This window comes from Streptomyces sp. NPDC127098 (assembly GCF_042722465.1).
Classification (GTDB): domain Bacteria; phylum Actinomycetota; class Actinomycetes; order Streptomycetales; family Streptomycetaceae; genus Streptomyces; species Streptomyces millisiae.
The window spans coordinates 138,753-163,919 of sequence record NZ_JBHXFJ010000004.1 but is presented as its reverse complement, the minus strand read 5'-3'; the positions used below and the strand labels follow the sequence as shown (position 1 = coordinate 163,919).

At 73.9% G+C, this 25,167-nt stretch carries 26 protein-coding genes, 1 tRNA gene and 1 pseudogene; 7 read left to right on the top strand and 21 right to left on the bottom strand.

Features of this window, described 5'->3' with window-relative positions; genetic code table 11:
* Position 1 precedes the first annotated feature (1 nt).
* The gene (locus ACFWI8_RS04890) at positions 2-868 is read right to left on the bottom strand and encodes a phosphotransferase (RefSeq protein WP_387085750.1); all 867 of its coding nucleotides are present in this window, start codon (positions 866-868) and stop codon (positions 2-4) included.
* Positions 869-1,168: 300 nt separating this feature from the next.
* Between ACFWI8_RS04890 and ACFWI8_RS04885 the strand changes: the two genes are divergently transcribed.
* Positions 1,169-3,610, top strand: a complete 2,442-nt coding sequence (locus tag ACFWI8_RS04885; RefSeq protein ID WP_387085747.1) for a glycoside hydrolase N-terminal domain-containing protein — start codon at positions 1,169-1,171, stop codon at positions 3,608-3,610.
* 66 nt (positions 3,611-3,676) lie between these two features.
* The gene (locus ACFWI8_RS04880) at positions 3,677-4,120 is read left to right on the top strand and encodes a hypothetical protein (RefSeq protein ID WP_387085744.1); all 444 of its coding nucleotides are present in this window, start codon (positions 3,677-3,679) and stop codon (positions 4,118-4,120) included.
* Here the strand turns inward: ACFWI8_RS04880 and ACFWI8_RS04875 are convergent.
* A complete protein-coding gene (locus ACFWI8_RS04875) occupies positions 4,097-5,599 on the bottom strand; it encodes an MFS transporter (RefSeq protein WP_387085741.1) in 1,503 nt (500 codons plus the stop codon). The two genes, ACFWI8_RS04880 and ACFWI8_RS04875, sit on opposite strands and share 24 nt — an antisense overlap.
* Positions 5,600-5,636: 37 nt before the next feature.
* Positions 5,637-6,251: a hypothetical protein gene (locus ACFWI8_RS04870; protein WP_387085738.1), complete on the bottom strand. Its 615-nt coding sequence runs from the start codon at positions 6,249-6,251 to the stop codon at positions 5,637-5,639.
* A gap of 230 nt (positions 6,252-6,481) precedes the next feature.
* Here ACFWI8_RS04870 and ACFWI8_RS04865 point away from each other — a divergent pair, with 230 nt between their 5' ends.
* Together ACFWI8_RS04865 and ACFWI8_RS04860 are read left to right on the top strand one after the other, a co-directional pair.
* Positions 6,482-7,003 carry an NUDIX domain-containing protein gene (locus ACFWI8_RS04865; protein WP_387085735.1) on the top strand — a complete coding sequence of 174 codons (522 nt, stop codon included), beginning with the start codon at positions 6,482-6,484 and terminating at the stop codon, positions 7,001-7,003.
* An 18-nt stretch (positions 7,004-7,021) separates the two neighbouring features.
* Entirely contained in the window at positions 7,022-7,591 is a 570-nt protein-coding gene (locus tag ACFWI8_RS04860; RefSeq protein WP_387085732.1) for a DNA polymerase ligase N-terminal domain-containing protein, read from the top strand.
* Here the strand turns inward: ACFWI8_RS04860 and ACFWI8_RS04855 are convergent.
* From ACFWI8_RS04855 to ACFWI8_RS04820, 8 genes and pseudogenes are all read right to left on the bottom strand, one after another.
* Complete coding sequence (locus ACFWI8_RS04855; RefSeq protein ID WP_387085730.1) at positions 7,588-8,289, bottom strand: hypothetical protein; 702 nt, start codon at positions 8,287-8,289, stop codon at positions 7,588-7,590. The two genes, ACFWI8_RS04860 and ACFWI8_RS04855, sit on opposite strands and share 4 nt — an antisense overlap.
* Entirely contained in the window at positions 8,276-8,800 is a 525-nt protein-coding gene (locus ACFWI8_RS04850; RefSeq protein WP_387085727.1) for an RNA polymerase sigma factor, read from the bottom strand. The genes ACFWI8_RS04855 and ACFWI8_RS04850 overlap by 14 nt, the downstream gene beginning before the upstream one ends.
* Positions 8,801-8,830: 30 nt before the next feature.
* A complete protein-coding gene (locus ACFWI8_RS04845; RefSeq protein ID WP_387085724.1) occupies positions 8,831-9,748 on the bottom strand; it encodes an RNA polymerase sigma-70 factor in 918 nt (305 codons plus the stop codon).
* Between the two features lie 2 nt (positions 9,749-9,750).
* Complete coding sequence (locus ACFWI8_RS04840) at positions 9,751-10,953, bottom strand: NAD(P)/FAD-dependent oxidoreductase (protein ID WP_387085721.1); 1,203 nt, start codon at positions 10,951-10,953, stop codon at positions 9,751-9,753.
* Positions 10,954-11,052: 99 nt separating this feature from the next.
* Positions 11,053-11,445, bottom strand: coding sequence for a group 1 truncated hemoglobin (locus ACFWI8_RS04835; RefSeq protein WP_387085718.1), 393 nt, complete (start codon positions 11,443-11,445; stop codon positions 11,053-11,055).
* A gap of 211 nt (positions 11,446-11,656) precedes the next feature.
* Positions 11,657-12,175, bottom strand: coding sequence for a flavoprotein (locus tag ACFWI8_RS04830; RefSeq protein ID WP_387085715.1), 519 nt, complete (start codon positions 12,173-12,175; stop codon positions 11,657-11,659).
* Positions 12,172-12,648 (bottom strand): hypothetical protein, encoded by a 477-nt coding sequence (locus tag ACFWI8_RS04825; RefSeq protein ID WP_387085880.1) that lies wholly within the window; start codon positions 12,646-12,648, stop codon positions 12,172-12,174. The genes ACFWI8_RS04830 and ACFWI8_RS04825 overlap by 4 nt, the downstream gene beginning before the upstream one ends.
* Positions 12,649-13,178: 530 nt before the next feature.
* Positions 13,179-13,235 (bottom strand): annotated as a pseudogene (locus ACFWI8_RS04820) (hypothetical protein); the annotation flags it as partial.
* Between the two features lie 177 nt (positions 13,236-13,412).
* Between ACFWI8_RS04820 and ACFWI8_RS04815 the strand changes: the two are divergent.
* Both ACFWI8_RS04815 and ACFWI8_RS04810 read left to right on the top strand, forming a co-directional pair.
* Entirely contained in the window at positions 13,413-13,592 is a 180-nt protein-coding gene (locus ACFWI8_RS04815) for a hypothetical protein (RefSeq protein ID WP_387085712.1), read from the top strand.
* Positions 13,589-13,777 carry a hypothetical protein gene (locus tag ACFWI8_RS04810; RefSeq protein WP_387085709.1) on the top strand — a complete coding sequence of 63 codons (189 nt, stop codon included), beginning with the start codon at positions 13,589-13,591 and terminating at the stop codon, positions 13,775-13,777. Before ACFWI8_RS04815 ends, ACFWI8_RS04810 begins: the two co-directional genes overlap by 4 nt.
* Positions 13,778-14,074: 297 nt before the next feature.
* Here the strand turns inward: ACFWI8_RS04810 and ACFWI8_RS04805 are convergent, their stop codons facing one another.
* From ACFWI8_RS04805 to ACFWI8_RS04795, 3 genes are all read right to left on the bottom strand, one after another.
* Positions 14,075-14,509 (bottom strand): PIN domain-containing protein, encoded by a 435-nt coding sequence (locus ACFWI8_RS04805; RefSeq protein WP_387085706.1) that lies wholly within the window; start codon positions 14,507-14,509, stop codon positions 14,075-14,077.
* On the bottom strand, positions 14,506-14,745 hold the full coding sequence (locus ACFWI8_RS04800) for a ribbon-helix-helix protein, CopG family (RefSeq protein WP_387085703.1): 240 nt from the start codon (positions 14,743-14,745) through the stop codon (positions 14,506-14,508). The genes ACFWI8_RS04805 and ACFWI8_RS04800 overlap by 4 nt, the downstream gene beginning before the upstream one ends.
* A gap of 510 nt (positions 14,746-15,255) precedes the next feature.
* A tRNA-Arg gene (locus ACFWI8_RS04795) sits at positions 15,256-15,331 on the bottom strand.
* A gap of 225 nt (positions 15,332-15,556) precedes the next feature.
* Between ACFWI8_RS04795 and ACFWI8_RS04790 the strand changes: the two genes are divergently transcribed.
* Positions 15,557-15,934: an Hsp20/alpha crystallin family protein gene (locus ACFWI8_RS04790; RefSeq protein WP_387085700.1), complete on the top strand. Its 378-nt coding sequence runs from the start codon at positions 15,557-15,559 to the stop codon at positions 15,932-15,934.
* A 15-nt stretch (positions 15,935-15,949) separates the two neighbouring features.
* On the opposite strand, the gene egtD is transcribed toward ACFWI8_RS04790, so the two are convergent.
* The 7 genes from egtD to ACFWI8_RS04755 all read right to left on the bottom strand — a co-directional run bounded on the left by egtD (position 15,950) and on the right by ACFWI8_RS04755 (position 25,019).
* Entirely contained in the window at positions 15,950-16,954 is a 1,005-nt protein-coding gene (gene egtD / locus ACFWI8_RS04785; RefSeq protein ID WP_387085697.1) for an L-histidine N(alpha)-methyltransferase, read from the bottom strand.
* 22 nt (positions 16,955-16,976) lie between these two features.
* Entirely contained in the window at positions 16,977-17,717 is a 741-nt protein-coding gene (gene egtC, locus ACFWI8_RS04780; RefSeq protein ID WP_387085694.1) for an ergothioneine biosynthesis protein EgtC, read from the bottom strand.
* Entirely contained in the window at positions 17,717-19,027 is a 1,311-nt protein-coding gene (gene egtB, locus ACFWI8_RS04775; RefSeq protein WP_387085691.1) for an ergothioneine biosynthesis protein EgtB, read from the bottom strand. Before egtB ends, egtC begins: the two co-directional genes overlap by 1 nt.
* Positions 19,020-20,387 (bottom strand): ergothioneine biosynthesis glutamate--cysteine ligase EgtA, encoded by a 1,368-nt coding sequence (egtA, locus tag ACFWI8_RS04770; RefSeq protein ID WP_387085688.1) that lies wholly within the window; start codon positions 20,385-20,387, stop codon positions 19,020-19,022. Before egtA ends, egtB begins: the two co-directional genes overlap by 8 nt.
* Before the next feature lie 530 nt (positions 20,388-20,917).
* Entirely contained in the window at positions 20,918-22,108 is a 1,191-nt protein-coding gene (locus ACFWI8_RS04765; protein ID WP_387085685.1) for a M20 family metallopeptidase, read from the bottom strand.
* A gap of 63 nt (positions 22,109-22,171) precedes the next feature.
* The gene (locus ACFWI8_RS04760) at positions 22,172-23,623 is read right to left on the bottom strand and encodes an FtsW/RodA/SpoVE family cell cycle protein (RefSeq protein WP_387085682.1); all 1,452 of its coding nucleotides are present in this window, start codon (positions 23,621-23,623) and stop codon (positions 22,172-22,174) included.
* Between the two features lie 124 nt (positions 23,624-23,747).
* The gene (locus ACFWI8_RS04755; protein ID WP_387085679.1) at positions 23,748-25,019 is read right to left on the bottom strand and encodes a M6 family metalloprotease domain-containing protein; all 1,272 of its coding nucleotides are present in this window, start codon (positions 25,017-25,019) and stop codon (positions 23,748-23,750) included.
* Between the last annotated feature and the right edge of the window lie 148 nt (positions 25,020-25,167).

Genomic DNA, 25,167 nt, shown 5'->3' with positions numbered 1-25,167 from the left:
CCTACCCGACTCCCAGCGCCGCCCGCACATCAGCCCGCGCCAACACGTCGACGCACCAGGCGAAGTGCCCGTCCCGACCCGCCGGGTCGTAGGCGCAGGCGCCGGCCACCGCGTAGGCCGCCAGCTGGACGAGCAGCCACTCGCGGTCGTACCCCAGTGTCTCGGCCAGCCGACCGGCCAGCGCCTCGTGGTGAACGGGAGCATCCGGGCCGTACATGTCGAAGAACGCGGCGGCGGTGGCGGCGTCGAAGGCATTCTCGCCGGCCGTGGTGAGCAGGCCCCAGTCCAGCAGCGCGGCCGGCCGCCCCGCCGCGTCGACCAGGACGTTGGGCGGGCAGATGTCGCCATGCACGATCCGTTCGGCCCGCCCCGTGCCCGCAGCGCCGTCGAGGCGGTCGAGCAGCAGGTCGAGCAACGCGTCGAAGCCTGGCAGTGCAGCGGCCAGCACCGGGCGGAACGCGGCGCCCCGCCGCCGGACCAGCTCGGGCAGCACCGGGCGGTCCGCGATCCGCTCGTTCAGCACCGGCAGCGCGCGGGTCGCGGGACCGGCCGTGGTGGCGGCCAAGGCCGTCACCACGGCCACCACGGCGTCGTGCGCGGCGGCCGGCGCGAGGCCGGCGGCGCTCAGCGGCGTGCCCGGCAACTCCCGCTCCACGGTGAACGCCCGGCCGTCCCGCTCCGCCACCTCGACGATCAGCGGGGTGGCGAACGGCAGCCCCTGCGCGGCCAGTTCCCGGTAGAAGTCGACCAGCGGACGCAGTTCGTCGACGCCGCGCTCGCGCCACAGCTTGCCGATCAGCCCGCCACCGAGCCGGTAGACGGCGCCTTCCATCCCCTCGCCGACGAGTTCGGCACGCGACAGGTCCATGGCCGACCAGGGTAGACACCCCACGTGATCCGACCAATTCCCGCCCGGCCTGCCGGAGAACGCCAGAAACCGCCCCGCGCACGAGGGTTGACGGCAGATACATCGGATCTCTACCGTCGTGGACACTGGGTCGCCCGAGCACAGCGCACAGGCCGAACAGCCGGGCCGCCGGCGGGCGCTCAGGAGCCGCCCGTCCCCACCGCCGCGACAGCGCCCCCGCACGCCCCGGCTCCCCCGGGACGGCGATCGCCGACGCGCGTCACCTCCCCCGGTACCACCCCGGTAAAGAAAGGGACACCTGTGCGCCCCCACACCGATCGCAGAGACTTCCTGGCCCTCTCCGCCGCCGCCGGCGCCGCCGCCGTGGGCGCGGCCAACGCCCCGGCCGTCGCCGCCCCCACGCCCGCCACCAGCACCGCCACCGCCGCCGACCACCGGCTGCGGCTCTGGTACCCGGAGCCCGCGGGCGAATGGCTCCGGGCGCTGCCCGTCGGCAACGGCCGGCTCGGTGCCATGGTCTTCGGCGGGGTCGAGGAGGAGCGGCTCCAGCTCAACGAGGACACCGTCTGGGCGGGCGGCCCCTACGACCCCGCCGCGCCCGAGGGGCTCGCCGCCCTGCCGGAGATCAGGCGCCGGGTCTTCGAAGGCGACTGGGCGGGCGCGCAGGAGCTGATCGACAGCTCCTTCATGGGCACGCCCCTCGGTCAACTGCCGTACCAGCCGGTCGGAAACCTGCGGTTGACGTTCCCCGCCGGTGGGGCGGCGACCGACTACCGCCGCGAGCTCGACCTCACCACCGCCGTGGCCCGCACCCGCTACACGCGCGACGGCGTCACCCACACCAGGGAGGTCTTCGCCAGCGGCGCCGACCAGGTGATCGTCGTCCGGCTGACCGCGAGCCGCGGCGGCCGGATCTCGTTCACCGCCGCGCTGGACGGCCCGCACCCGGGCGCCACGCCCCACTCGCCCGACCCGCTGACTGTCGCTCTGGACGGCACGGGCGAGACCTTCGAGGGGATCGCGGGCCAGATGCGGTTCCGCGCCCTGGCGACGGTGCGCGCCACCGGCGGCACGGTGACCAGCCGGGACGGGACCCTGACCGTCGCCGAGGCGGACGCGGTGACCCTGCTGGTCTCCGTCGGCACCAACCACCGCGGCTACCAGGACCTGACGGGCGACGCCGAACGCCGCGCGCTGGAACCGCTGCGCGCCGCGGCCGACCGCCCCTACGAGCGGCTGCGCTCCCGCCATGTCGCCGACCACCGGCGGTACTTCGACCGCACCACCCTGGACGTGGGCGCCACCTCGGCGGCCGACCTGCCCACCGACCAGCGGATCGCGGCATTCGCCGACGGCACCGACAGCACCGGCGGCGCGGACCCGCAACTCGTCGCGCTGCTCTTCCAGTTCGGCCGGTACCTGCTGATCTCCAGCTCCCGGCCCGGCACCCAGCCGGCCAACCTCCAGGGCCTCTGGAACGACCAACTGCGCCCGCCCTGGGACTCGAAGTACACCATCAACATCAACACCGAGATGAACTACTGGCCCGCCGGCCCCACCAACCTCGTCGAGACCATGGAACCGGTCCTCGACCTGCTGGACGACCTGGCCGTCGCCGGCCGGCACACCGCCCGCGTCCAGTACGGCGCCGGCGGTTGGGTCTGTCACCACAACACCGACCTCTGGCGCGGCACCGCGCCCGTCGACGGCCCGTTCTGGGGCATGTGGCAGACCGGCGGCGCCTGGATGGCGCTGCACGTCTGGGAGCACTACCGCTTCACCGGCGACCTGGCGGCGCTGCGCCGCCGCTACCCGGTGCTCCGCGAGGCCGCGCGGTTCTTCACCGACTCGCTGGTCGAGGACCCGAACACCGGCCACCTGGTGACCTGCCCCTCCAACTCCCCGGAGAACGCCCACCACCCCGACGCCTCGGTCTGCGCCGGCCCCACCATGGACATGCAGATCCTGCGGGACCTCTTCCAGGCCGTGGCCGACGCGGCCGAACTCCTCGGCACCGACGCCGACTTCCGCGAACTGGTGCTGCGGCTGCGCGACCGGCTGGCCCCGACCAAGGTGGGCGCCCAGGGCCAGATCCAGGAGTGGCAGGAGGACTGGGACGCGATCGCGCCCGAACAGCACCACCGGCACGTCTCGCACCTCTACGGCCTGCACCCGAGCAACCAGATCACCGTCCGCGGCACCCCGGAGCTCGCCAGGGCCGCGCGCGTCACCCTGGAGCAGCGCGGCGACGCCGGCACCGGCTGGTCCCTCGCCTGGAAGATCAACTTCTGGGCCCGTCTGGAGGACGGCGCCCGCTCCTACCAGCTGCTGCGCGACCAGCTCACCCCCGAGCGCACCGCCCCCAACCTCTTCTGCCTCCACCCGCCGTTCCAGATCGACGGCAACTTCGGCGCCACCGCCGGCATCGCCGAGTGGCTGCTCCAGTCCCACACCGACGAGCTCCACCTGCTGCCCGCGCTGCCGCCTGAACTGCCCGCCGGCCGCGCCACCGGACTCGCCGCCCGCGGCGGCCACACCGTCGACCTCGCCTGGGCCGGCGGCCGGCTCGACCACGCCGTGCTGCGCGCCGGCCACGGCCGCCTGGTCACCGTCCGCACCGCCTCCTCCGTCCAGGTGACGGCGGGCGGCCGGCGGGTCGCCGTCACCCGCCCCGAACCCGGCGTCGTCGCCTTCACCGCCACGCCCGGCACCGCCTACCGGCTCGCCCCGGCCACCGACTGAGCATCGGCGGTCCATCACCGGTCCGGGTGTTCAGCCGGCACCCCGGGTTGACGACCAAGAAGTGTTGTGACGGCACCCGCGCACTTTCACGCGTACCACTGGCAGGGGGAGCGCCGCGTCTACGACCAGGAGGCCGACCGCAGGCCAGGCCCCTGGTCCGCCCCCTCCCCCAATTTCCTGGCCAACACCTGCACCCCGGTCGTGATCAGCCACTGGCTGCTGCGGCCCGCCTCCGCCATCACCCACACCTGCCGGACGGCCGAGGAGGCGGCCGAGTGGTTCCGGCGCGAGCTGGGCCGCGCCGCGCCCGCCTTCGCCGTCGAGCACGACCGGGAGCGGGCGGCGGCCCGGGCCGCGCTCGCCGCCGAGACCCTGGGCTGGGGCGGCGACGTGCACGCCGGCTGGTACCTGCGCGGCACCGGCTACCTCACCCTGGACGTCATCGGCTGCTCCCCCAACCACACGGACCCCCGGCTGCCGTGTCCGCTACGCGGCGGGCCCCGGCCCTGAGCGGTCCCGCTCCCCGCGCCCCGGCTCAAGCGGCGGCGCGTTGACCGCGCAGTGCGGGGTGCACTCCGGCGTCGGCGCCGGCTCGCCCTCCTCCCGCGGGAGTCGGCCGGGCACCGTCGCCAGGGTGAGCAGGCCGCCGGCCGCCATCAGGCCGGCGCAGATCCACACCGCCCGGCCGAACGCCGCGTCCACGGCGGCCGAGGAGCGGTACTGGTCGGCGGAGAGTCCGATGACCAGCGGCAGCGCGGCGACCGCGACCAGCTGCGCCACCCGCGCCGCCGCGTTGTTGACGCCGCTGGCCACGCCGGCCCGCCGTACCGTCACGGACGCCAGCACGGTCGCCGTCAGCGGCGCCACGAACAGGCTCAACCCGAGGCCGAGCACCACGACGCCCGGCAGCACGTCCCCCAGGTAGGAGCCGCCTGGCCGCACCCGGTGCAGCAACAGCAGCCCGCACGCCCCGAGGAGCGCGCCCAGCGCCATTGGCAGCCGCGGCCCGATCCGCTGCGCCAGCGCCCCGGCGGGCCCGGACAACGCCGTCAGCAGCAGCGTCATCGGCAGCGTGGCGAGGCCCGCGCCCAGCGCGTCGTAGCCGAGGCCGTTCTGCAGCTGGGTCGGCAGCAGGAAGAACACGCCGCCGAGCGCCGCGTAGAGGCAGAGCGTCACCAGGTTGGTGCTGGTGAAGAGCCGGGAACGGAAGACGCCGAGCGGCAGCATGGGCCGCGGGGTGCGGCGTTCCCACCACACGAAGCCGGCCGCGACCAGCAGGCCGCCGACCGCCGCCGGCCAGAAGCGGCCGATCAGCGCGTAGGTGACCCCGCCGAGGCCGAGCGCGGCCAGCGCGGCGCCCAGCACGTCGAACCGGCCGGTGGCCCGCCAGTCGCGGCTCTCCGGCACGCCACGGGACAGCAACAGGATGGCGGCCGCGAGCGGCACGTTGATGAAGAAGATCCAGCGCCATCCCGGACCGTCCACCAGCCAGCCGCCGAGGAAGGGACCGAGGGCGGTGGCGACCCCGCCGAGCCCCGACCACAGGCCGACCGCCTTGGCCCGCTCCTCGGTCCTGAACGAGGACTGGATCAGCGCCAGCGACCCCGGCGTGAGCAGCGCGCCGCCCACCCCCTGCAGGGCGCGCGCGCCGATCAGCGCCGGCCCGCCGGGCGCCACCCCGCACAGCAGCGAGGCCACCGTGAACCACACGACGCCCCAGACGAAGACGCGCCGCCGCCCGTAGCGGTCCCCCAGGCCGCCGCCGAGCAGGATGAGACCGGCCAGGGTGAGCATGTACGCGTTGAGCGTCCACTGCAGGTCGGAGAGCGGCACCCCGAGGTCGGCCCCGATGCGGGGCAGCGCGACGGTGACGATGGTGCCGTCGAGCATCGCCATCCCCGAGCCGAGCACGGCGCAGGCGAGCACCCGCCGCCCGGCCGGGGAGCCGGCCGTCAGCTCCCCGGCCTCGGCCTGACCCGTCCGCGCCATGCCCACATCATCCCCGGCAGACGCCGGGGGCGCCCCCTCAGCCGAGCCGTTCCACGGCCGTGCCCGTGGTGTCGCGGAACTCCTCGACGGGCGCGGAGTCGAGCCGGCCCATCTGCCCCCACACCACGACCGTGACCACGTCGCCCTCGCGGCCGACGCCGAAGAGGTGCACGTCCTGGGTGTAGCCCTCGTTGGACGAGTCGATGCCGTAGACGTGCCCGCCGTCCCCGGCGGCGACGTCCCCGTAGTCGACCCAATCGGCGGTGTTGTCCGGGTGCTGCCGCTCGAAGTCGTCCGCGCAGTCCTCGATGGCCGCGCGCAGGCTGTTCACCGTCCGGCGGGCGGCGGCCGCGCTGTTCCGCTCGATGATGAGCTGGGTGGCCGAGGTGTCGAGCTCGGTACGGAAGTCACGCCGCACCGTGCCGCGGTCCGGGACCACGCCCTCCAGGCAGAACAGCGGGTCGCCCGCGCCGGCCGTGGGCGCCCCCGCGGTCCACGGCGTCGAGCTGGCCGGCAGGTCCCCCGCCTCCAGCGGCCGGTACCCGGTGTCCGCGCTCGCGGTGCCCCCACCGAACGCGAGGGTGCCGGCGAGCGCGGCCATGCTGATCCCGACGACACCGGCGGCGCGGGCGAGGCCAGAACGGTTGGTCATGACGAAAGTCCCCCCTGAGAAACCGGATGGACGAGCCATCCGAATGGTTGTGCCAACGCCACGGAGTCTCGACCGGCCCCCGTCCCACCCACAACGCCCACCACTCGATCAGACATGCGGGAACGCGAAAACCACCTCTGACCTGCGGAAACCCTGTACGGCTGGAACGCCGCGCCGGGACGCGGGGCGCCTACCGCCGGCGCCGGCGCGCGCCCGCTAGCCTCCCGGCCATGACCATTTCCTCGTCTCTCTCCGACTCGTCGGAGATCTCGGAGTACGACCGGTCGCTGCCCCGCAAGCGGGTGTCCGCCGGCGCGCTCTTCCTCGACCACGCGGGGCGGGTGCTGCTGGTTGACCCCGTGTACAAGGAGCCGTGGGAGATCCCGGGCGGCGGCGTCGAGGAGGACGAGAGCCCACGGGACGGGGCGGTCCGGGAGGTCGAGGAGGAACTGGGCCTGACGCGACCGTTGGGCCGGCTGCTCGCCGTGGACTGGACGGGGCCCAGGCCGGGGCGGAGCGAGGGCCTGAACCACGTGTACGACGGCGGGCTGCTGTCGCCGGCCGAGATCGCCGCGATCCGCCTCCCGGCCGACGAGCTGCGCGCGTTCGCGTTCGTCGAGCCGGCGCTGGTGGGCGAGCGGCTCGTCCCGGTGCTCGCCCGCCGGGTCGCCGCCGCGCTCGCGGCCCACGAGGAGGGGCGGACGGCCGAGCTGCGCGAGGGGGTCGTCGTTCCGGATGCGGTGTGGGGGTAGCGCTGCCAGCATGGTGGGGTGGCCAGGAACGACCTCACCGAGTACCGGCGGAAGCGGGACTTCGGCAGGACGGCGGAGCCGCGGGGCGGCGAGTCCGCGCCGGGCGCGGAGCCGCGGTTCGTGGTGCAGATCCACGACGCCTCCTCCACGCACTTCGACTTCCGTCTCGAGGCGGACGGCGTCCTGAAGTCCTGGGCGATCCCCAAGGGGCCCTCGACCGACCCGCAGGACAAGCGGCTCGCCATGCCGACCGAGGACCACCCGCTGGAGTACCGGGACTTCGAGGGGGTCATCGGCGAGGGCGAGTACGGCGCGGGCCCGGTGATCATCTGGGACGAGGGCACCTACCACGTCGAAGGCCGCCCGGTCGCCGAGGCGTTGGACCGCGGCCACCTGTCCTTCCGACTCGACGGCACGAAGCTGCACGGCGGTTACGCCCTCACCCGGTTCCGCGAGAACGCCTGGCTGCTGGTGAAGCGCGCCGACCGCCACACCTCGTCCCGCGGCACCCCCGACCCCCAACGCGCCCGCTCCACCCGCACCGGCCGCACCCTGCGGCAGGTCAGGGCCGAGGACGGCGAGGGCTAGTCTCCGTCCACCGACCGTGCCTGGAGGAAGACCTCCCGGCGGTTCTCCAGGTAGTGGGCCAACTCCACGCAGTCCTGAACGGGCCCCTTCGGATCGGCGAGGCGGACCGTCCAGCCCTCCAGCCCGTTGTCCCTGAGGAGTCCGACGACCAGGCGCTCCCCCTCCGCACGCGGCAGGCACTCGCCGGCGCCGAACTCACGTTCCAGGTCCAGCCTGAGCTGGCCGAAGGACAGTTGCTCCGGAGTCGGCCCGGCCCACGGGTCGGACTCCCGCTCGGCACAGACCTCGCGGCCGCTGCCGGGCCACACATGGATCGAGTACCCGACCCCGTTCCAGCCCACGCAGGGCGTGAGTTCGGCGGGGACCGGCTCACTCAACACCTCCTCCCACATCTCGGCGCACCGTTCCCGGGGATCGTCGGTCACCGGGTTGAAGCCGACGACGGCGTCCCCTCGGCCATCGGCCGCCATGCAGTTGACGCTGGTCGAGTCGAAGGAGTGCCCCTCCCCGTCACCCACGATCCAGCTCGTCCCGGCGGCCGTCGCGCCGCCGACGGCCACCGCGGCCACCAGGGAGACCACCAGCCGGCGCCGCGAACGCGCCGGGGCGCGGAACGGCGGCGGCTCGGGCAGCGCGCGGTCGGCCACCGGATCCGCCTCGCGGAACATCCGCACCACTTCCTCTTCAGACGTCGGCATGTGTCTTCTCCTCGTTCCTCAGGGTGTCCAGGGCCACGCGCAGTCGCTCCCGGGCGCGGGAAAGACGGGTGGCGACGGCCGCGGCCGAGACGCCGAGGACCACGCCGATGTCGCGGTGTGGCAGGTCGTCCCAGTACGCCAGTCGCAGGACCTCCTGGTCGGCGGCCGACAGGGTGGTCAGCGCCGGCCCGATGCCGCTGTCGTCCGCGACCACCACCGGCGGCGGCGGGTGTTCTGCCGCGCGGAGCAGCAGCCGCGCCCAACGCCGCTGGCTCCTGGTCTGGTTGGCGAGCACCCTGCGGGCGACGCCCATCAGCCACAGCGCGGCCTCGTGCTCCTCCTCCGGCAGCTGCCGACGCTTCCGCCACGCCACCGTGTACGCCTCGGACACCACGTCCTGCGCGGCGGGTTCAGGGACCTGACGGAGGACGAAGGCCAACACCCGGCGATAGGTCGCCCGGTAGAGCCGGTCGAACCGATCGGCCTCATCAGCCTGTGCTTCCGATTCCATGCTCAGTAATGTCCGGCCGAGCGCGAAAACTTACCGCGGTGGCCTAACGTCGTGAGCGGTGCCGCCGGCGACGGCGCGCAGCTTGTCGGGGTTGGCGACGTTGTGGATCGCCGTCACCCGGCCATCCGCGTCGAAGTCGAGGGTGACGGTGGCGATCACCCGGCCCGGCGCGCTGAACAGGATGCCGGGGCCGCCGTTGAGCTCGACGAGTTCGGCGCGCATGTCGGCCGGGTCGACGCCCTGGTAGGTGACGGTGCCGATAGCCGCGAACCAGGAGGCCACCGTCGCCGCGCCCACCACCGGGCGCAGCGCCTGGCGCACCTTGCCGCCGCCGTCCGTCCACAGCGTGACGTCCGGGGAGAGCAACTCCATCAGGGCGTTGACGTCACCGCCGGTCGCCGCCGCGAAGAACCGCTCGGTGACGTCGCGTTGCCGGGCGCGGTCGGCGGTGAAGCGGGGCCGCCGGGCCCGCACGTGCTCCCGCGCGCGGTGCGCGGCCTGCCGCACCGCGGGCTCGGAGCGCTCCACGGCCTCGGCGATCTCGGCGTGGCTGAAGTCGAAGACCTCCTTCAGCACGAACACGGCGCGCTCCAGCGGGGAGAGCGTCTCCAGCACCACCAGCATCGCCGTCGACACCGACTCGGCGTCGGTGACCGCGTCCGCGGTGTCACCGCTGGTGAGGATGGGCTCCGGCAGCCAGGGGCCCACGTAGCTCTCCCGCTTGTGCCGGGCGGAACGCAACTGCGCCAGCGCCTCGTTGGTCACGATCCGCGTCAGGTACGCCCTGGGGTCGGCCACCTGGGAGCGGTCGGCGGCCGACCACCTGAGCCACGCGTCCTGGACGGCGTCCTCGGCGTCGGCCGCCGAGCCGAGGACGCGGTAGGCGACGGAGAACAGCAGCCTCCGATGCTCACCGAACACCCGCTGGTCGTCGTCGGTGCCCGGCACGGTCACAGCGCCTTCCGGGTGCGGGTGAAACGGCCGCCGCGCGGCCAGAACGCGCCCGAGGCGGGCAGCTTCCTCATCCGGCCGTAGGTCGGCCACGGCGCGGCGGTCACCGTCTCCTTGTACCAGACCGCCGCGCGGCCGGTGAGGCAGACCCGGCGCGGGCTGTCGTCGGGGCGGGTGAACTGCACCACCGCGTCACCCCGGCCCAGGCTCACCGGCGTGTGGTAGTAGCCGAACCTGAACGGCCTGGGCCGCCGGCCCGCCAGCACCCGCAGGATCGTCAGGGCGGCGTGCACACCCGTCGGCATGCCGCCCTGGCAGGTGCCGTGCATGACGCCGTACCCCTGGGTGATCGCGGCCGCGTCCCCGACCGCGTACACCTCCGGGTGCGACACCGAGCGCAACGCGGCGTCGACGACGACGCGCCCCCGCTCGTCCACGGTCAGTCCCGCGGCGGCCGCCAGCGGTGAGACCCGCGTGCCGCTGGTCCACAGCACCGCGTCGGCGGGGACGCTCTCACCGCCCGCCAACTCGACCGATCCCGGCAGCACCTTCGCCACCTCGACGCCGGCGCGCACCCGGACCCCGAGCCGGTCGAGCGCGGCCCGCACATGCGCCCGGGCCCGTGGGTTCATGGTGGCGCCCGGCCCGGTCCTGCCCAGCAGGACGACGTCGAGCCTCGGGTGCCACTCGGCGATCTCGGCGGCCGCCTCGACGCCGGTCAGCCCGCTGCCGCCGACCACGACGGTCCCGCCGTCGCCGAGCCGCGCCAGCCGTTCGGCCAGCACCTCGGCGTCCTGCGCGCCGTCCAACGTGTGGGCGTGCTCCCGGGCCCCCGGCACCGCCGCCGTGTCCGCCACCCCGCCCAGCGCGTACACCAGCGTGTCGTAGCGCAGCACCCGCTCGTCGTCGACCCGCACGGTCCGTGCGTCGGCGTCCACCGCCGTCACCCAGCCGCGCAGGAACCGGGCGCCGGTGCCGTCCAGCAGCTCGGGCACGCTCAGTTCGGCCAGCCGCTGCCCGGTCGCCGCAGCGTGCAGCCGCATCCGCTCGGTGAACCGCTCCTGCCCGTTCACCACGGTGACCGCCACGTCGGCCCGCTTCCTCGCGCGGGCCGCCAGCTGCACCGCCGCGGCCAGGCCGGCGTACCCGGCCCCCAGGACGACCACGTGATGCTGCCGCTGCTCTTCGTGCTGTGCGCTCATCGCTCCGCCTTCTCCGTCGGTCGGTGACGACCAGCAGATGCGGCGGCCCCTCCCGTCCGTGACACGGCCGGGGTGTGACGTGCGCCACCCCGCCGACTGTCAGGCGGTGACGATGTCGGCCCGGAGCGGCCCGAGTTTGGCGGCGATCACCCCGATGGTCTCCTCGTCGACGCCGGCCTCGGCGAGTGAGGCCGCGAGATGCCCCACCACCCGGTCGAACGCCGCGTCCGTGATGGCGAGATGCCCGTGCGCCTTCTCCATGGACCGCCCGCTGTAGGGCCTGGCGGCCCCGAGCGCCTGCCCGATGAAGCGGCTCTGGTGCCGCTTGAGCCGGTCGACGTCGACGCCGTCGAAGTATCCGGCGAGCGCCTCGTCGGCCAACACCTTCCCGTAGAAGATCTCGACGACCGCCACCACGGCGGTCTCCCCGCCGAGCCGGTCGTACAGCGTCTCCTCGGTCACCTGCTGGTCTGCTGCTGGGGAGTGAGTCATGCGGTCCACTCTGGCGAACGACACGCACACACTGATGAGCCGTCAGTTTCCGTCCTGCCACGTTCCGTCCACATAACCGACGGAGCGGCCGTGAACTCAGTGACACAGGGCCGCAACTTTCCGTTACCGACGAGGCGGTAGAGGCGAGTGGGGCCCGACATCACCGGGAGACGGGATGGATCGACCATCTCCTGAGGCACTGCCCCCGGAGTCAGGCGAGAGCGGCCAGCCCCTGCGCCCACGGGAAGCCAGCGGCATCGCCCCTCTTCGGCGGGTGTGGCTCGCCGGCGCCGAAGACGACGCGCACCCCCTGCTCGCGCAGCGTCGCCACCGACCGGCCGACCGCCGGCTGCGCGCCGAGCGCGGTGGACCAGAACGGCATGGCCACCACGGGTACGCCGAGGTGCACGCCCTCGGCCGGGAGGCCGAGGGCGACGGTGTCGGTGATGCCGGCGGCCCACTTGCAGGCGCTGGTGGTGGTCAGCGGCGCCACCAGCATCGCCGTCGCCTTCGGCAACGCGTCCTTCTCCCAGGGCAGTTTGTACCGCGAGCGCACCGGGTGACCGGTCAGCTCGGCCAGTTCGGGCAGGCGCGGCTCCCACCAGCGGGCGGCCGACGGCGTGAGGATCAGGCACACGTCCCACCCGGCGGCCCGCGCCTGCCGAACACCCTGGTCGAGGTACTCCGCGGGGCCGGCCGCGCAGGCGATGAGGTACAGCACCTTGGTCATGCGCGAACTCCACAGCGTTCGGCCAACGTGCGCAACTCCAACGACGGGGCCGGCACGAGCAACAACAGGTCCCGTACGACCGGCACCACGGCCGGCCGACGCACTTCCTCGGGGGCCAGTCGCTCGACCTCGACGAGGGCGGTCGACGCCTCGTCGCGCCGCCGTGTCAAGGCCAGGGCACGTGCCGTCGTGACGAGGTGCCGGGCGCGGCGCTCGCGACCGAGGGCCGCCAGGGCGCCAGGGGCGATGCGCCGCCCAGCCTCGACCGCCGCCCGGGCGTCATCGAGGCGCAGCAGGACATCGACCTCGTGCAGGCGCACGTTGGTGGCGCCGAAGCCGGTGAGGTCGGCGCCGTCGCCACCCTGTCGCTCGGCGACCTCGGCGGCCGCGCCCAGTCGGTCGGCGGCGGTCGCGACAGCCGCCGGGCTGCGTCCGCCGCCCGTGGCGCCGACGGCTGCGACCAGGTACAGCATGCCGAGCGTGGACAGCCCCAGCGTGCCGGCCTTTTCGAGATCGGCGCGGAGCTCGTCGGCCGCATCGTGGCGTACTCGGTCGCGGCGCCGTGCCGTTGCTGGTGGATCAGGCCACGCGTGACCCGCCGGGCAGAGGCGCCGATGGCCACCGGGTCGCCGGAAGTCTCGGCGGCGGCCAGCGCGCGATCGGCGGCGAGCACTCCGGGCGCGCACAAGGCCGAGCCGTACTTGAACAGCAGACTGGCCGAGAGCTGGTAGGCGCGCGACAGCAGCACGGCGCCCCCGCTGCTGTCGGCGGCCGCGCGGTGCGCGGCCACCAGGAGGGCGGGGAGGTCGCGTGCGGCCGCCACGTAGTGGCAGGACTCCCAGGCATGGCAGCAGAAGTCGAGCCGCTTGCGCAGCGCGTCGGCGAGGGCCACCACCTCGGCGGGCAGAGGCCTTCGCGCCGGCACGGGCTTCGGATCGGCCACAAGCTGCTCCAGGGGGATGCGTAGGACATCGGCCGCCCGCTGAAGCACGGACAACCGCGGATCGGACTGCCGTTGGCCGCCCTCCAGATCCTGAACCCAGCGCCGGGACTGGCCCATCAGACGCCCGAAGTCGCCTTGGGTGAGGCCTCGGCGCTCGCGCCAGTAGGCGATACGGCGGCAGACTCGGTGCTCAGTCTTCATGTGTCCCCCTGTGCGCGGGGCACGCGAAGTGCGTACTCACGGTCTGTCGTACCGCCCATACGGTCCGTTGGCATCGAGAGCGAGGAGCCGACCATGGCCGTGATTCCCCCACCCACTGAGCCGACACCCGACACCGTCACCCTCGTCACCGGCCTGGAAGGTCCGCTCAGCAGGTCCGAACCGGTGACGCGCGGCTACTGCCACCTCGGCATCGTGACGGCCGAGGATCACGCGACCGACTGCCACTGGCGCCCCGGGGAGGCCGAACGATGAGCCCGGACACCGCCGTTCGCCGGGTCGGACACGAGCTGGCGGGCCAACTGGTCACCGATCCGGCGACCGGCCGCGTCCTGCAGGCCGAGGCACACGTTCGCCCGGTGGACGGCAGCGGCATGGAGTGGACGGCGGACGCAAGCGTTCTGGAACCGGTAGTGGCCGACGCCCAGGGACTCCGCTGACCACCATCATCGATGTGGAACCGGATGTCGAACGCCCCGGAATACCCCGCCTATGTGGGGACCATGCACAAGTGGGCCGACTCCTTGGGCGTCACGGCGGCTTGGCTCGAGTGGCTGATGTTCGACCTGAACGATCATGGAGAGACCGAATGCCCCCGGCTTGGGAATCACCGCGCCAACGGCCGCCGTATGCCCGCTGGCCCGTACGAACGCCGTCCTGGCCGGTTGCCTGGAAGGCCCGGCCGTGCCCCTCGTTGACCGCAGTCCCCGACTGTTCCGGTACGGGGCCGGATGGCTTTACAGGTCGTCGGGCAGAAGCCGAAAGGCGTGGTTGCCGGTGAGTGGGGTGACGGCTCTGAAGTCCCGGCGGTCGAGGGTCAGGATGATCTCGGTGTCGAACGCCTCGGCCAGGACGACGTTCACCGCGTCGGTCAGGTCGAGCCGCAGAGCCGCGTAACGGTTCTGGACCGTGCGGGCCTTACGCAACGTCTCGGCGGACAGCTCGGGGATGGCCACACGTCCGGTGCTTTCCTGGGCCAACAGCCAGTCGTTCACCACGTACGCGGCCCGGCGGTCGACATTGCGCGTGGTGATGTGCTCGATCTCCAGGATGACCAGCGGCGAAACCACGGTGAGCGCCGCCTCCTGCATGGCGGTGCGGGCGGCTTTGTGCTCGGGGTCCGAGGTGTTGAGAGCGGCGACCAGGCCGGAGGTGTCACCGACGACGATCACTCGGCGTCCGCCACGCCGTCCGAGACCGCTCGGTCGATCTCCTCGGCGGTGACCGGGCCGCCGAAGTCCAGGCGCGGGATGTCCCACTCCTCGTTCCAACGCCGGGTGCGGAGGGCCGCGAGATGGAAGGCCTCCCGGAAGTACTCCGACTCCGGCCGCCCCTCCCGCGCCGCCGCCTCCTTGATCAGCGCGAGGTCCTCCTCGTCGACCATGACGGTCGTCTTCTTCAAGGCCATATGGCTATGGTACCTCAACCATATATCCGCCGCTCTGGCCGTGGGCGACGCCGACCGCCCAAGTCACACATGAAGCGCCATGACCCTGACGTGGGCGCGCACGGGAAGAGAAGCCCGAGGTGGATCGAGGCCCCGCACCTCTTGGCTGGCGCCCCATGAGGTGGGTGGCGGCTAAGGCGAAGGCGGGGAGACCTGGCATGAGTCGGACTACGTCTCCACCACCCGGACCGAGCGGCCCGTGGAGCCGCGCAACGTATGTCGGCCGTTCACCCTCGTGGCGAAGAACGCGGGGCCGCGGGTGATACGGCTGCACGACGCCCTGCACAGGTGCGCTCCTCACGGCCGCCGGGGTGGCGGGTCGTGATGGTGATCCTCGGGCACTCCCAGAGAGACCTGAGCCGCTTCAGGGCCTCGTCGTTCGTCACGCAAGACCGCCCGTCGCTGACCGTCGTCGATGTCAAGACCCGATGTCAAACGCCCCGGACCGTGATCGGTCCGGGGCGTTTCCCCTGGTGCCCCCGGCAGGATTCGAACCTGCGACACCCGCTTTAGGAGAGCGGTGCTCTATCCCCTGAGCTACGAAGGCGCGTCGTGGACGACCAGTGTAGCGGGTGGTGGGGTGGGGGGCGGGGGCGCGTGTGACAGGGGGCGGGGGCGGTCACTAGCATCGAGAGTGGCGGAAATGTCGCGATTCTCCTGATGGAGGTGAGCCGCCATGACACTTCCCACACGACGGCAGCGGCCGATGCCCGAGAGTCAGCGGTCGTGGGGTCGGGACGCGATGTCCGAGTTCGATGATCTCTTCAGTCGGATGGGAACCCTGCTCGAGTCGACCGTCGGCGGTGGGCTCGCGCGCGGCACGGCGTGGACGCCGTTCGCGGATCTGACCGAGTTCGACGACGCGTACGTGATCGAGTGCGAGCTGCCCGGGATGGCCCGCCAGGACATCGACATCGAGCTCGACGAGCGCGAGGTGACGATCAGCGGCGAGTACACCGAGCAGGAGCGGCAGGGCACGCTGCACCGCGGGACCCGGCGCACCGGCCGGTTCGAGTACCGGACGACGCTGCCGGGTCAGGTGGACGCCGAGCGCGTGACCGCGACGCTGCGCGAGGGGCTGTTGACGGTGCGCATCCCGAAGGCGGCCGGCGCCGGCACCCGGCGCATCGAGGTCACGACCGAGCAGTGAGGCGGTCCGGGCGGCTCAGGCCGGCACCGCGAGGAGCACGGCGAACCGTTCCTGTTGGTCGGTCCACCAGTGTTCGAGCGTGAAGCCGGCCTGGGCAAGCTCCGGCTCGAACCCCTCGCGGCGGAACTTGACGGAGATCTCGGTGCGCAGGTCCTCGCCGCGCAGGAAGTCCAGGGTGAGGTCGAGGGTGGGGATCTTGACGCTGTGGGTGACGCGGGCCCGCAGCCGCATCTCCATGCGTTCCTCCTCCTCGTTCCAGATCGCGCGGTGGTCGAAGGCGCCGGGGTCGAAGTCGGCGTCCAGTTCGCGGTTGAGGATGGTGAGCAGGTTCTTGTTGAACTCGGCCGTGACACCCTGCCCGTCGTCGTAGGCGCGCAGCATGCGGGCCGGGTCCTTGACGAGGTCGACGCCGAGCAGCAGCGCGTCACCCTCCGCGGTCAGTGCCTGGCGCAGCCGGCCGAGGAAGGCGGCGCGCTGTTCGGTGTCGAGGTTGCCGAGCGTCGAGCCGAGGAACGCGACCAGGCGGGGCCCAGCGGAGGGCTCGGGGAGGGCGAGGTCGGTCTCGAAGTCGGCGACGGTGGCGGTGATCGCAAGACCCGGGTAGGCGGCGGCGAGCGCCTGGCCCGCGGCGGTGAGCGCCGACTCGCTGACGTCGAGGGGGGCGTAGCGGCGCAGGGTGCCGGCGGCGGTGAGGGCGTCGAGCAGTATGCGGGTCTTCTCCGATGATCCTGAGCCGAGTTCGACGAGGGTACGGGCGCCGGTGAGTTCGGCGATGCGCGGGGCGTTGGCGCGCAGCACCATGCGTTCCGCGCGGGTGAGGTAGTACTCGGGGAGCCGGGTGATGCGGTCGAAGAGCATGCTGCCGCGGGCGTCGTAGAACCACTTGGGCGGCAGGGACTTGGGGCTCTCGGTCAGCCCGGCCTGGGCGTCGGCGCGGAGCGCGCGGGTGAGGTGGTCGGCGGCGATGCGGCGTTCGACGGTGAAGTGGCCTGTGGTGTCGCCCGTGGTGGACGGAGTCATGGGGGGTTCCTTTCGGGTGGGGTCACAACGGGGCTATCTCCGCGGTGTGTTGGGTGGTGAGGAGGAGCGACTGGTCGGGGACCTCCTGCCAGTCGCGGTCATCGGTGGTGGGCTCGGACGCGACGGTCACCTCGTCGCTCGTCCTGCGGTAGTGGAGGGAGGCGCCGCGGCGGATCGCGGCGATGGCGCGACCGTCGGTGAGCAGGAGGTTGAGGCGGGCCGCCGGGCGGGCCGCGGCGGTGAGTCTGGCGACCTCGGCGAGCGCGTCCCCGGCCGGTGCGCCGGCGGTGAGGCGGCGGGCGACCATGACCCAGAGCAGGGCGGCGTCGGTGTGCGCCTCCATGGTGAGCAGGTCGGCGGCGGACAGCGCCTCGCCGGTGTCGCCGGGCAGCGACTCCCAGCGCTCCACGAAACCGTTGAGGGAGAACAGCCAGCGTCCCAACGCGTAGGGCGCGGCGGCCGACTCCTCAAGGCTGTTGCCCGGGGAGGCGGAGCGGACCGCGGCGAGCACCGCGCCGCTGCGCAACAGGTGTGCGAGGCCGGGGAAGTTGGCGTCCGCCCAGATGGGGACGGCGCGCCGGTAGCGGACCGGCCCCGCGCGGTCGCCCGGCGGGTACCAGCCGATGCCGAAGCCGTCGGCGTTGAGGCCCCCGTCGGTCTGTCGCCGGGGCGCGTAGGACTGTTCGTAGAGGCTGTGCGGCGGGTCGGTGACGATCTCGGCCAGCGCCCGGGGCGGGCCGAGGTAGGCCAGGTGCCGGCACATCACGCGCTCCTGGCGGTGCGGAAGCCGGCGAGGATCTGGCGGCGGACGGGGAAGTCCCAGTTGCGGAAGGTGGATCGGCAGGCGACGGGTCCGGTGCCGAAGGAGCCGCCGCGCAGCACCTTGTACTCGGTGCCGAAGAAGACCTCGCTGTACTCGCGGTAGGGGTGCGCGGCGAAGCCGGGGTGGCCGGTGAAGTCGGTGGCGGTCCACTCCCAGACGTCGCCGAGGAGTTGCCTGGCGCCGCAGGGCGCGGCGCCGGCCGGGTAGCTGCCGGCGGGCGCCGGACGCAGGTGGCGCTGGCCGAGGTTGGCGTGGTCGGGGGTGGGCGGCACGTCGCCCCAGGGGTGGCGCCGGGAGCGGCCGGTGGCCGGGTCGTGGCGGGCGGCCTTCTCCCACTCGGCCTCGGTGGGCAGCCGGCGTCCCGCCCAGCGGGCGTAGGCGTCGGCCTCGTACCAACTCACGTGCAGCACCGGCTCGTTCGGCGGTACGGGCTCGACGTGGCCGAAGCGGCGGCGCAGCCAGGTGTCGCCGTCGCGGTGCCAGTGGGCGGGGGCGGTGAGCTCGGCGCGCCGGCGGTGGAGCCAGCCGTCCGGGTGCCACCAACGGGCCTGTCCGTAGCCGCCGTCGGCGATGAACTCCTGGTAGGCGGCGTTGGTGACGGGCAGGGTGTCCAGCCAGAAGGCGGGGACGTCGACGCGGTGCGCCGGGCGTTCGTTGTCCAGCGCGTCGGGGTCGGTGGCGAGGTCGGTGCCCATGGTGAACGGGCCGCCGGGGACGAGGACTTCGCGGGGCAGGCCGGCGGCGTCGGCGGGCGCGGCGGGCGGGTCCGGGGCGGCGAGGACGGCCGGGCCGCGGCGGAGTTGGTGGGTGGCGAGCATGGTCTCGTCGTGCTGCTGCTCGTGTTGGGCGATCATCCGGAAGAGGAAGCGGGCCTCGGACGGCGCGGTGGCCAGCACGTCGAGGGCCTGGGCGCGGACCTGGGCGAGGTAGCGGCGGGCCGGTTCCGGGGGGAGCAGCGGCAGCGCGGGGCGGTCGGCCCGGGGGTGGCGGAACGCGTCGTAGTGGGGGTCGAGTTCGGGCCGCAGCGCGGGGCGGCCGCCGGCGGTGCGGACCAGCCAGATCTCCTCCTGGTTGCCTATGTGCGCCAGGTCCCAGACCAGCGGGGACATCAACGGAGAGTGCTGGGCGGCGAGTTCGTCGTCCGGGAGGCAGTCGGTGAGGGCGTGGGTGCGGCGCCGGGCGGCGGCCAGGGCCTCGACGAGGTCGTCGACGTCGTCCGAGGGGGGCCGGGTGAGGGTGTGGTCAGTCATGGCGCGCCCCTTCACGTGGGGGTCGTGCGGGGCGGTCGAGGCTGTCCAGGTGGTCGTCGGCCGGGCAGCGGCCGCGTTCGGCGTAGCGGTCGGCGAACCGGCCTACGGCGGCGCGCAGTCGGGCGTCCGCCGGGTCGCGGGCCAGCGCGGACTCGGCGGCGGCGAGGCAGGCACGGACGGCGGGACCGAGCAGCGGGTCGGCCGGACCGTGGCGGGCGGCCCGCAGCCAGAGCTCCGGGCGGGGCCACCCGGCGGGGCCGGTCAGCGGCTCGGTGGCTCGGCGCCCTGCCTCGGCGGCCACCGGGTCGTCGAGCAGGGTGCGGACGACGGCGACCGGCACGATCCAGTCGTCGCCCGACTGGGCGTCGATCATGCGGAGTTCGAGCCAGCCACGGGGCCGGACGGGCGGGAACAGGGTGCTGAGGTGGTAGTCGAGGTCGGTCAGCGCGGGCGGCCGTTCCGGCTGGCGATGCGGTCCGCGCAGCCAGGAACGGAACGAGCGGGCGCGGGGGGTCGTCCAGGCGGCGGGCGGGTCGCGGCGCACGCACAGCAGCGGCGCGTCCAGGGCGTAACCGGCCCAGGCGGCGCGCGGGTCGCCGTCGGGGCCGCCGTCCGGCTCCGGCGGGCGGGTGCGGCCCGGGTCGACGCGTGCCCACACCGCCTGCCGGGTGGACCGCCAGCCGGTCGGACGGCCGTGCCACAGCGGCGAGTTGGCGAACGCGGCGACCAGCACGGGACCGAGCCTGTGGGCCAGCTCCCAGCGGGCACGGTAGCCGCTCGGCCCGTCCGACGCGTCGCCGGCGTCGACGCAGACCTGGACGGAGGCGCTGGCCCGCATCATGATCCGGCCGCTGGGACCGAAGTGGTCGAAGTACGCCTCCATCGCGCGGTAGCGGGGGGCGTCGAGGACGCGCGGGCGGAGGCGGTACGGGTCGAGCCCGAGGCCGACCGGGGTCAGCCCGGCGGCGGCCAGCGCGTGGCGCAGCGCCGCCACGTCGTCGGCGGCTGCGCCGACACAGCCGACCAGGCTGGTGGCCGGCGGCCCGCTGAGCTCGACCTGGCCGCCGGGCTCCCGGGTGACACGGGAGCCGCCAGGCAGTGCGCCGGGGACGGCGAGCGGGGCGAGAGCGGCGTCCAACGCCTCGGGCGGGACCAGGCGACCGGGGTCGCGGCGGTCGTGGACCAGCCACTCGAGCTCGACGCCGGTGCGGAGCGGGGGCGCGGCGGCGAAGCAGGTGCGGCGGACGTGTGCCTCCGCCTCGGCGGCGGAGAGCGGCCGCGGCGGCTCGTCGGCGTCAAGGGTGGCGCCGGCCGTGGCGTCGACGGTGGTCGTGGCCGCCGTCGTGGGATCCCATGCCATCCGGGTCGCCCTCCGCGTAGTCCGATACGCCCCGGTTTTTCCGGAGCGCCGGATTAACGGTACGGCTGGGGTGTCGGCGGCGTCCTGCGGCGGGGGTCCACCTGGGTGTTTCGGCGCTCCGCGGGTTTTCCCCACCCGCCCGCCCTTTTCCGCGCTTCGCGCGCAGGTGGCCCTGCGGGCCGGGCCTGCGGCGGCTTCGCCGCCGGGGGCCAGGGCGCTCCGCGCCGGGTTTTCCCCCGCCCACCCGCCCCTTTTGCGCGCTCCGCGCGGGGGGCCTGACCGCGCTGCGTGCGGTGAACGGCCCGGCCGGGGCCGAGGCCCGCGGCGGCTTCGCCGCCGGGCCACGCGGCCCGTACCGCGCGAGGCCACCCGCCAGGGGCGGGCGGGTGGGCGCGGCACCGCACGACCGCAGGCCAACACGGCCGCAGGCACGACCTCGGCGGCTTCGCCGCCTGGTCGGGCCTGCGGGCCAGCGGCCAACGCCAAGCGCAGCGGCGCCGCCGGCGGCCAACGCCGAGCGCAGCGAAACGTCAGGCCGCGGCGAGGCGCCTCGTGGCCAGTTGCGCGTAGAGCGCCGAGCCCGCCGGCAGGACGGACTCGTCGAAGGTGGCCAGCGGCGAGTGGTTGGCGGGGGCCGACTCCGGGTCCGCGCCGACCGGGGTCGCGCCGAGGAAGACCATCGCGCCGGGGATCTCGTCCACCACCCGGGAGAAGTCCTCCGCGCCCGGGATGGGGTTCTCCAGCCGCGTGTACCGCTCCTCGCCGAACGTCTCCCGGACCGTGTCGGCCGCGAAGACGGCCTCCGCGCCGTCGTTGACCGTGACCGGGTACTGCTCGGAGAACTCGGCCGTCACCTCGAGGCCGTGCGCCGCCGCGACGCCCTGGCAGACGGCGACGGTGCCCTCCCGCAGCTTCGCCAGCGAGGCCGCCGAGAAGGAGCGGACGGTGGCGGAGAAGGTGGCGGTGTCCGGGATGATGTTGGTGGCCGTGCCGGCCTGGAAGGTGCCGACCGTGATGACCACCGGGTCGAAGATGTCGAAGGCGCGCGTGGCGTAGGTCTGGAGCGCCGTGACCATCTCGCAGGCCGCCGGGATGGGGTCCTTCGCCCGGTGCGGCAGCGAGCCGTGGCCGCCGGCGCCGCGTACCGTCACCTTCAGCACGTTGGAGGAGGCGAGCAGCGGCCCGCCGCGGCCCGTGAAGACGCCGGTCGGGTAGGTGTGCGACATGACGTGCAGGGCGTAGGCGGCGACCGGCCGCTCCCCCGTCGCGTCGAGCACGCCCTCGGCGAGCATCCGGCCGGCGCCGTCGTAGCCCTCCTCGCCCGGCTGGAACATGAAGACGACGTTGCCCGCCAGCCGGTCCCGGTGGGCCGAGAGCAGCCGTGCCGCGCCGGCCAGCATCGTCGTGTGCAGGTCGTGGCCGCAGGCGTGCATCCGGCCGTTGTCGGCGGCGAACGGCAGCCCGGTGCGCTCGGCGACGGGCAGCGCGTCCATGTCGCCGCGCAGCAGCACCGTGGGTCCCGGGGTGGCGCCGCGCAGCACGGCCGTCACGGAGGTGAGGGAGGCGCCGGTGGTGACGTCGAGCGGCAGCCCTTCGAGCGCCGCGAGGACCGTCTCCTGCGTGCGGGGGAGGTCGAGGCCGACCTCGGGGACGGCGTGGAGTCGGCGCCGGAGCTGGGTCAGGTCGTCGGCCAGGGCGTTCGCGTCGTCAAGGAGGTTCATCGTTGCTGCCTACCCGCTCGGTCGTTCGATCGTGCGCCCCAGCGTCGCACAGCCGCCCGCCCGCTAGAAGATCTCGGGGCGGGCCGGGTTGGCGTGCACGAGGGGGGTGAGGATGGTGGCGTTGCCCTCCGGCTCGGTGGACGCCTTGCCGGCGCGGTCGCTGATCCTGATGAGCAGGGCGACGAGCAGCCAGTTGGCGACCGTGGACGAGCCGCCCTGGGAGAGGAAGGGCAGCGCCTTGCCGGTGAGCGGGATCAGGCCGGTCACGCCGCCCGCGACGACGAAGACCTGGAGCGCGAGCACGGTGGCGAGGCCGGAGGCCAGCAGCTTGCCGAAGGGGTCGGTGACGGCGAGGGCGGCGGCGATGCCGCGCTGGACGAGCAGCGCGTAGAGCAGGATGACCGCGGTCATCCCGGCAAGACCGAGCTCCTCACCCACGGTGGCCAGGATGAAGTCGCTGCGGCCCGCGAAGCCCACCAGGTAGGAGTGGCCCTGGCCGAGCCCGGTGCCGGTGAGGTGACCGGCGCCGAAGCTGAAGAGTGCCTCCGCCGACTGCTCGGAGATCAGCCCCGGCGGCCGCTGCTCGGGCGGCAGGTAGATCGCCATCGGGTCGAGCCAGGCCTGCACCCGGCCCTTGACGTGCGGCTGGGTGGTGGCGACGAAGAAGGTGCCGACGGCGGCCAGCAGCCCGCCGAGCACCACCCAGCTGATGCGCTCGGTGGCGATGTAGAGCATCACGATGAAGACGCCGAAGAAGATCAGCGAGGTGCCCAGGTCGCGCTCGTAGAAGAGGACCACCAGGCTGACCGCCCACACCACCAGGATCGGTCCCGCGTTGCGGCCGCGCGGCAGGGCGAGGCCGAGGAAGCGGCGGCCGACGAGGGCCAGGGCGTCGCGGTTGGCCATCAGGTAGCTGGCGAAGAACACCACGATCATGACCTTGACGAACTCGCCCGGCTGGACCGACAGCGGCCCGACGGTGATCCAGCGCTTGGCGCCGAACTGGTCGGCGCCGAAGAGCGCGGGGGCCATCAGCAGCGCCATCGCGACGGCCATGCCGAGGTAGGTGTAGCGCTGCAGGATGCGGTGGTGGCGCAGCAGGACGAGGGTGACCACCAGCAGGACGACGGCGAGCACGGTCCAGACGACCTGGTCGGGGGCGACCGGCTGGGACTGGTAGTCGGTGGACGGGTAGCGGCGGGCGTAGTCCCGGTCGAGCCGGTCCATCAGCACCAGGCCGAGGCCGGTCAGCAGGACGATGATCGGCAGCAGCAGCGGGTCGGCGTAGCGGGCGAAGCGGCGCACGGTCAGGTGGGCGAGGAGCGCGAGGGCGCCGAGTCCCGCCGTGTACACCGGCAGGGCGGGGGGCAGCCGGTCGGTCTGGGCCAGGCCGACGATGGCGTGGCCGAAGGCGACGACGCCGAGGGCGAGGAGGATCAGGCCGAGCTCCGTGTTGCGGCGGTGGGCGATCCACCTCAGGACCTCGCCGTCCACGCCGAATCCGCGCTGCCGCATCTGACCTCGCCCTTCCCGGGCTTCTCGCCCCTCCCCCAGCCGGTCGTGGGAGGCGCGCCCCGGCGGACCGCGGGAGGCGCCCACGCGGCGCTGACCGGCAACCTACCCGCGCGCGGCGCCCACGTCACCAGCGGGTGACGCGTATCCGGTGGCGCCCGTCGGCGTCGGCGTCGAGGACGTGCACGCTGACGCGGGCGTCCCGGTCGCTGAAGGTCTCGCCGGGGACGAAGGGCGCGTCGGTGAGCTCCGCGGTGACCTGGGGGTCGGGGGTGGGCTGGCAGCCGGCGCTGTCCGGGGTGGCGTCCGCGACGCGGACGGGGCCGAGGCCGCTGACGGTGTCGGTGCTGATCCGGGAGACGAGGACGCCGGGGCGGCAGACGACGTCGTCCAGGCCGCCGGGGGCGCGTACCTCGACGGCGAGCGCCTCGTGCTCGCCGGTGCGCACCGCCACCAGGCGGGTGCCGTCGGAACCGGGGGCGCCGACCGGGGTGAGGACGTGTTCTGTGGTGGTGGCCTCGGCGACGCACTCGACCTGCTCGGCGGAGAGCCAGCCGAGCTTCCACTTGTGCCAGGCGAGGAAGTCGTTGCCCGGGCCCCAGTCCTGCTCCATCACGTCCCAGTGGCCGGCGAGGGACTCGGGGGCGGGCGCGTGGTCGGTCCAGTAGAGGTCGGGGAGGCCGAAGACGTGGCCGTTCTCGTGGAGCAGGACCCGGTAGGGGTCGCCCGGCTGGTGGGACCAGATGAAGCTGACGTTGCGGAGCGCTCCGCCGTCGGGGGTGGGGACGAGGTCGCGGCCGGGGAAGGTGACGGACAGCACCTGTTGGGTGGCCGGGGGGCCGGCGTTGGGGGTGGCGAGGACGTTGATCAGGTCGTGGTCGCCGAAGCCGGGGAAGTCGGGGTCGTCGGCGAGGGCGTCGACTATCTCGTGGAGCAGCCGGTTGTAGCCCTGGTCGTCGTCGGGGCGCCAGCCGGCGCCCCGGTCTATGCCGTAGTCCTCGAAGGGCTGGGACATGCGCAGCCAGCGGTGCACGGGGACGGCGCGGTAGTCGAGGCGTCCGTAGGAGCTGGCGGCGAAGTGCTCGGCGGTCTCGGGGAAGAACTCGGCGAACCGTTCACGGGTGCTGACCTCCGCCTCGGCGTCGGGGAAGTCGATGAAGACGGTGAGGGCCGAGACGGTGCCGGTGGCGGGGGTGAAGCCGGGCGCGGCGCCGACGGTCTCGGTCAGGCCCTCGGCGAGGCCGGCGGGCGCCTCGGGGGCGCAGGCGGTGGCCGGGATGGAGCCGGGCGCCGGGGTTCCGGTCGGCGGGGCGACCGCGGTGCCGGGCGTGCTGCCGAGGAGGAGGGCGATGGACCCACCGGCGGCTAGCACGGCCCGGCGGCCGGGTATGTGCGGCATGCGTCCACGATGAGGGCCCGAATCGGCGGGGCGCCCGTGGAATGACGCGTTCGGGTGGTGGGTACCCGGAGGGTCCGGCGGGGACGGACGGCGAGCCGGGCGGCCGGCGACGAAGAGGCTGCTCGCGCAACTTTGCGGGGGCGTTGTT

Excerpts from the sequence above, each read along its gene's own strand:
- ACFWI8_RS04815 (WP_387085712.1), top strand. The coding sequence starts at position 13,413 with ATGGCCGTGATTCCCCCACCCACTGAGCCGACACCCGACACCGTCACC.
- ACFWI8_RS04755 (WP_387085679.1), bottom strand. The coding sequence starts at position 25,019 with ATGCCGCACATACCCGGCCGCCGGGCCGTGCTAGCCGCCGGTGGGTCC.
- egtC (WP_387085694.1), bottom strand. The coding sequence starts at position 17,717 with ATGTGCCGGCACCTGGCCTACCTCGGCCCGCCCCGGGCGCTGGCCGAG.
- ACFWI8_RS04865 (WP_387085735.1), top strand. The coding sequence starts at position 6,482 with ATGACCATTTCCTCGTCTCTCTCCGACTCGTCGGAGATCTCGGAGTAC.
- ACFWI8_RS04760 (WP_387085682.1), bottom strand. The coding sequence starts at position 23,623 with ATGCGGCAGCGCGGATTCGGCGTGGACGGCGAGGTCCTGAGGTGGATC.
- ACFWI8_RS04830 (WP_387085715.1), bottom strand. The coding sequence starts at position 12,175 with ATGACCAAGGTGCTGTACCTCATCGCCTGCGCGGCCGGCCCCGCGGAG.
- ACFWI8_RS04870 (WP_387085738.1), bottom strand. The coding sequence starts at position 6,251 with ATGACCAACCGTTCTGGCCTCGCCCGCGCCGCCGGTGTCGTCGGGATC.
- egtA (WP_387085688.1), bottom strand. The coding sequence starts at position 20,387 with ATGGCATGGGATCCCACGACGGCGGCCACGACCACCGTCGACGCCACG.
- egtD (WP_387085697.1), bottom strand. The coding sequence starts at position 16,954 with ATGACTCCGTCCACCACGGGCGACACCACAGGCCACTTCACCGTCGAA.
- ACFWI8_RS04810 (WP_387085709.1), top strand. The coding sequence starts at position 13,589 with ATGAGCCCGGACACCGCCGTTCGCCGGGTCGGACACGAGCTGGCGGGC.
- ACFWI8_RS04850 (WP_387085727.1), bottom strand. The coding sequence starts at position 8,800 with ATGGAATCGGAAGCACAGGCTGATGAGGCCGATCGGTTCGACCGGCTC.
- ACFWI8_RS04790 (WP_387085700.1), top strand. The coding sequence starts at position 15,557 with ATGGGAACCCTGCTCGAGTCGACCGTCGGCGGTGGGCTCGCGCGCGGC.
- ACFWI8_RS04825 (WP_387085880.1), bottom strand. The coding sequence starts at position 12,648 with ATGCTGTACCTGGTCGCAGCCGTCGGCGCCACGGGCGGCGGACGCAGC.
- ACFWI8_RS04800 (WP_387085703.1), bottom strand. The coding sequence starts at position 14,745 with ATGGCCTTGAAGAAGACGACCGTCATGGTCGACGAGGAGGACCTCGCG.
- ACFWI8_RS04765 (WP_387085685.1), bottom strand. The coding sequence starts at position 22,108 with ATGAACCTCCTTGACGACGCGAACGCCCTGGCCGACGACCTGACCCAG.
- ACFWI8_RS04855 (WP_387085730.1), bottom strand. The coding sequence starts at position 8,289 with ATGCCGACGTCTGAAGAGGAAGTGGTGCGGATGTTCCGCGAGGCGGAT.
- egtB (WP_387085691.1), bottom strand. The coding sequence starts at position 19,027 with ATGACTGACCACACCCTCACCCGGCCCCCCTCGGACGACGTCGACGAC.
- ACFWI8_RS04890 (WP_387085750.1), bottom strand. The coding sequence starts at position 868 with ATGGACCTGTCGCGTGCCGAACTCGTCGGCGAGGGGATGGAAGGCGCC.
- ACFWI8_RS04835 (WP_387085718.1), bottom strand. The coding sequence starts at position 11,445 with ATGACTCACTCCCCAGCAGCAGACCAGCAGGTGACCGAGGAGACGCTG.
- ACFWI8_RS04875 (WP_387085741.1), bottom strand. The coding sequence starts at position 5,599 with ATGGCGCGGACGGGTCAGGCCGAGGCCGGGGAGCTGACGGCCGGCTCC.
- ACFWI8_RS04840 (WP_387085721.1), bottom strand. The coding sequence starts at position 10,953 with ATGAGCGCACAGCACGAAGAGCAGCGGCAGCATCACGTGGTCGTCCTG.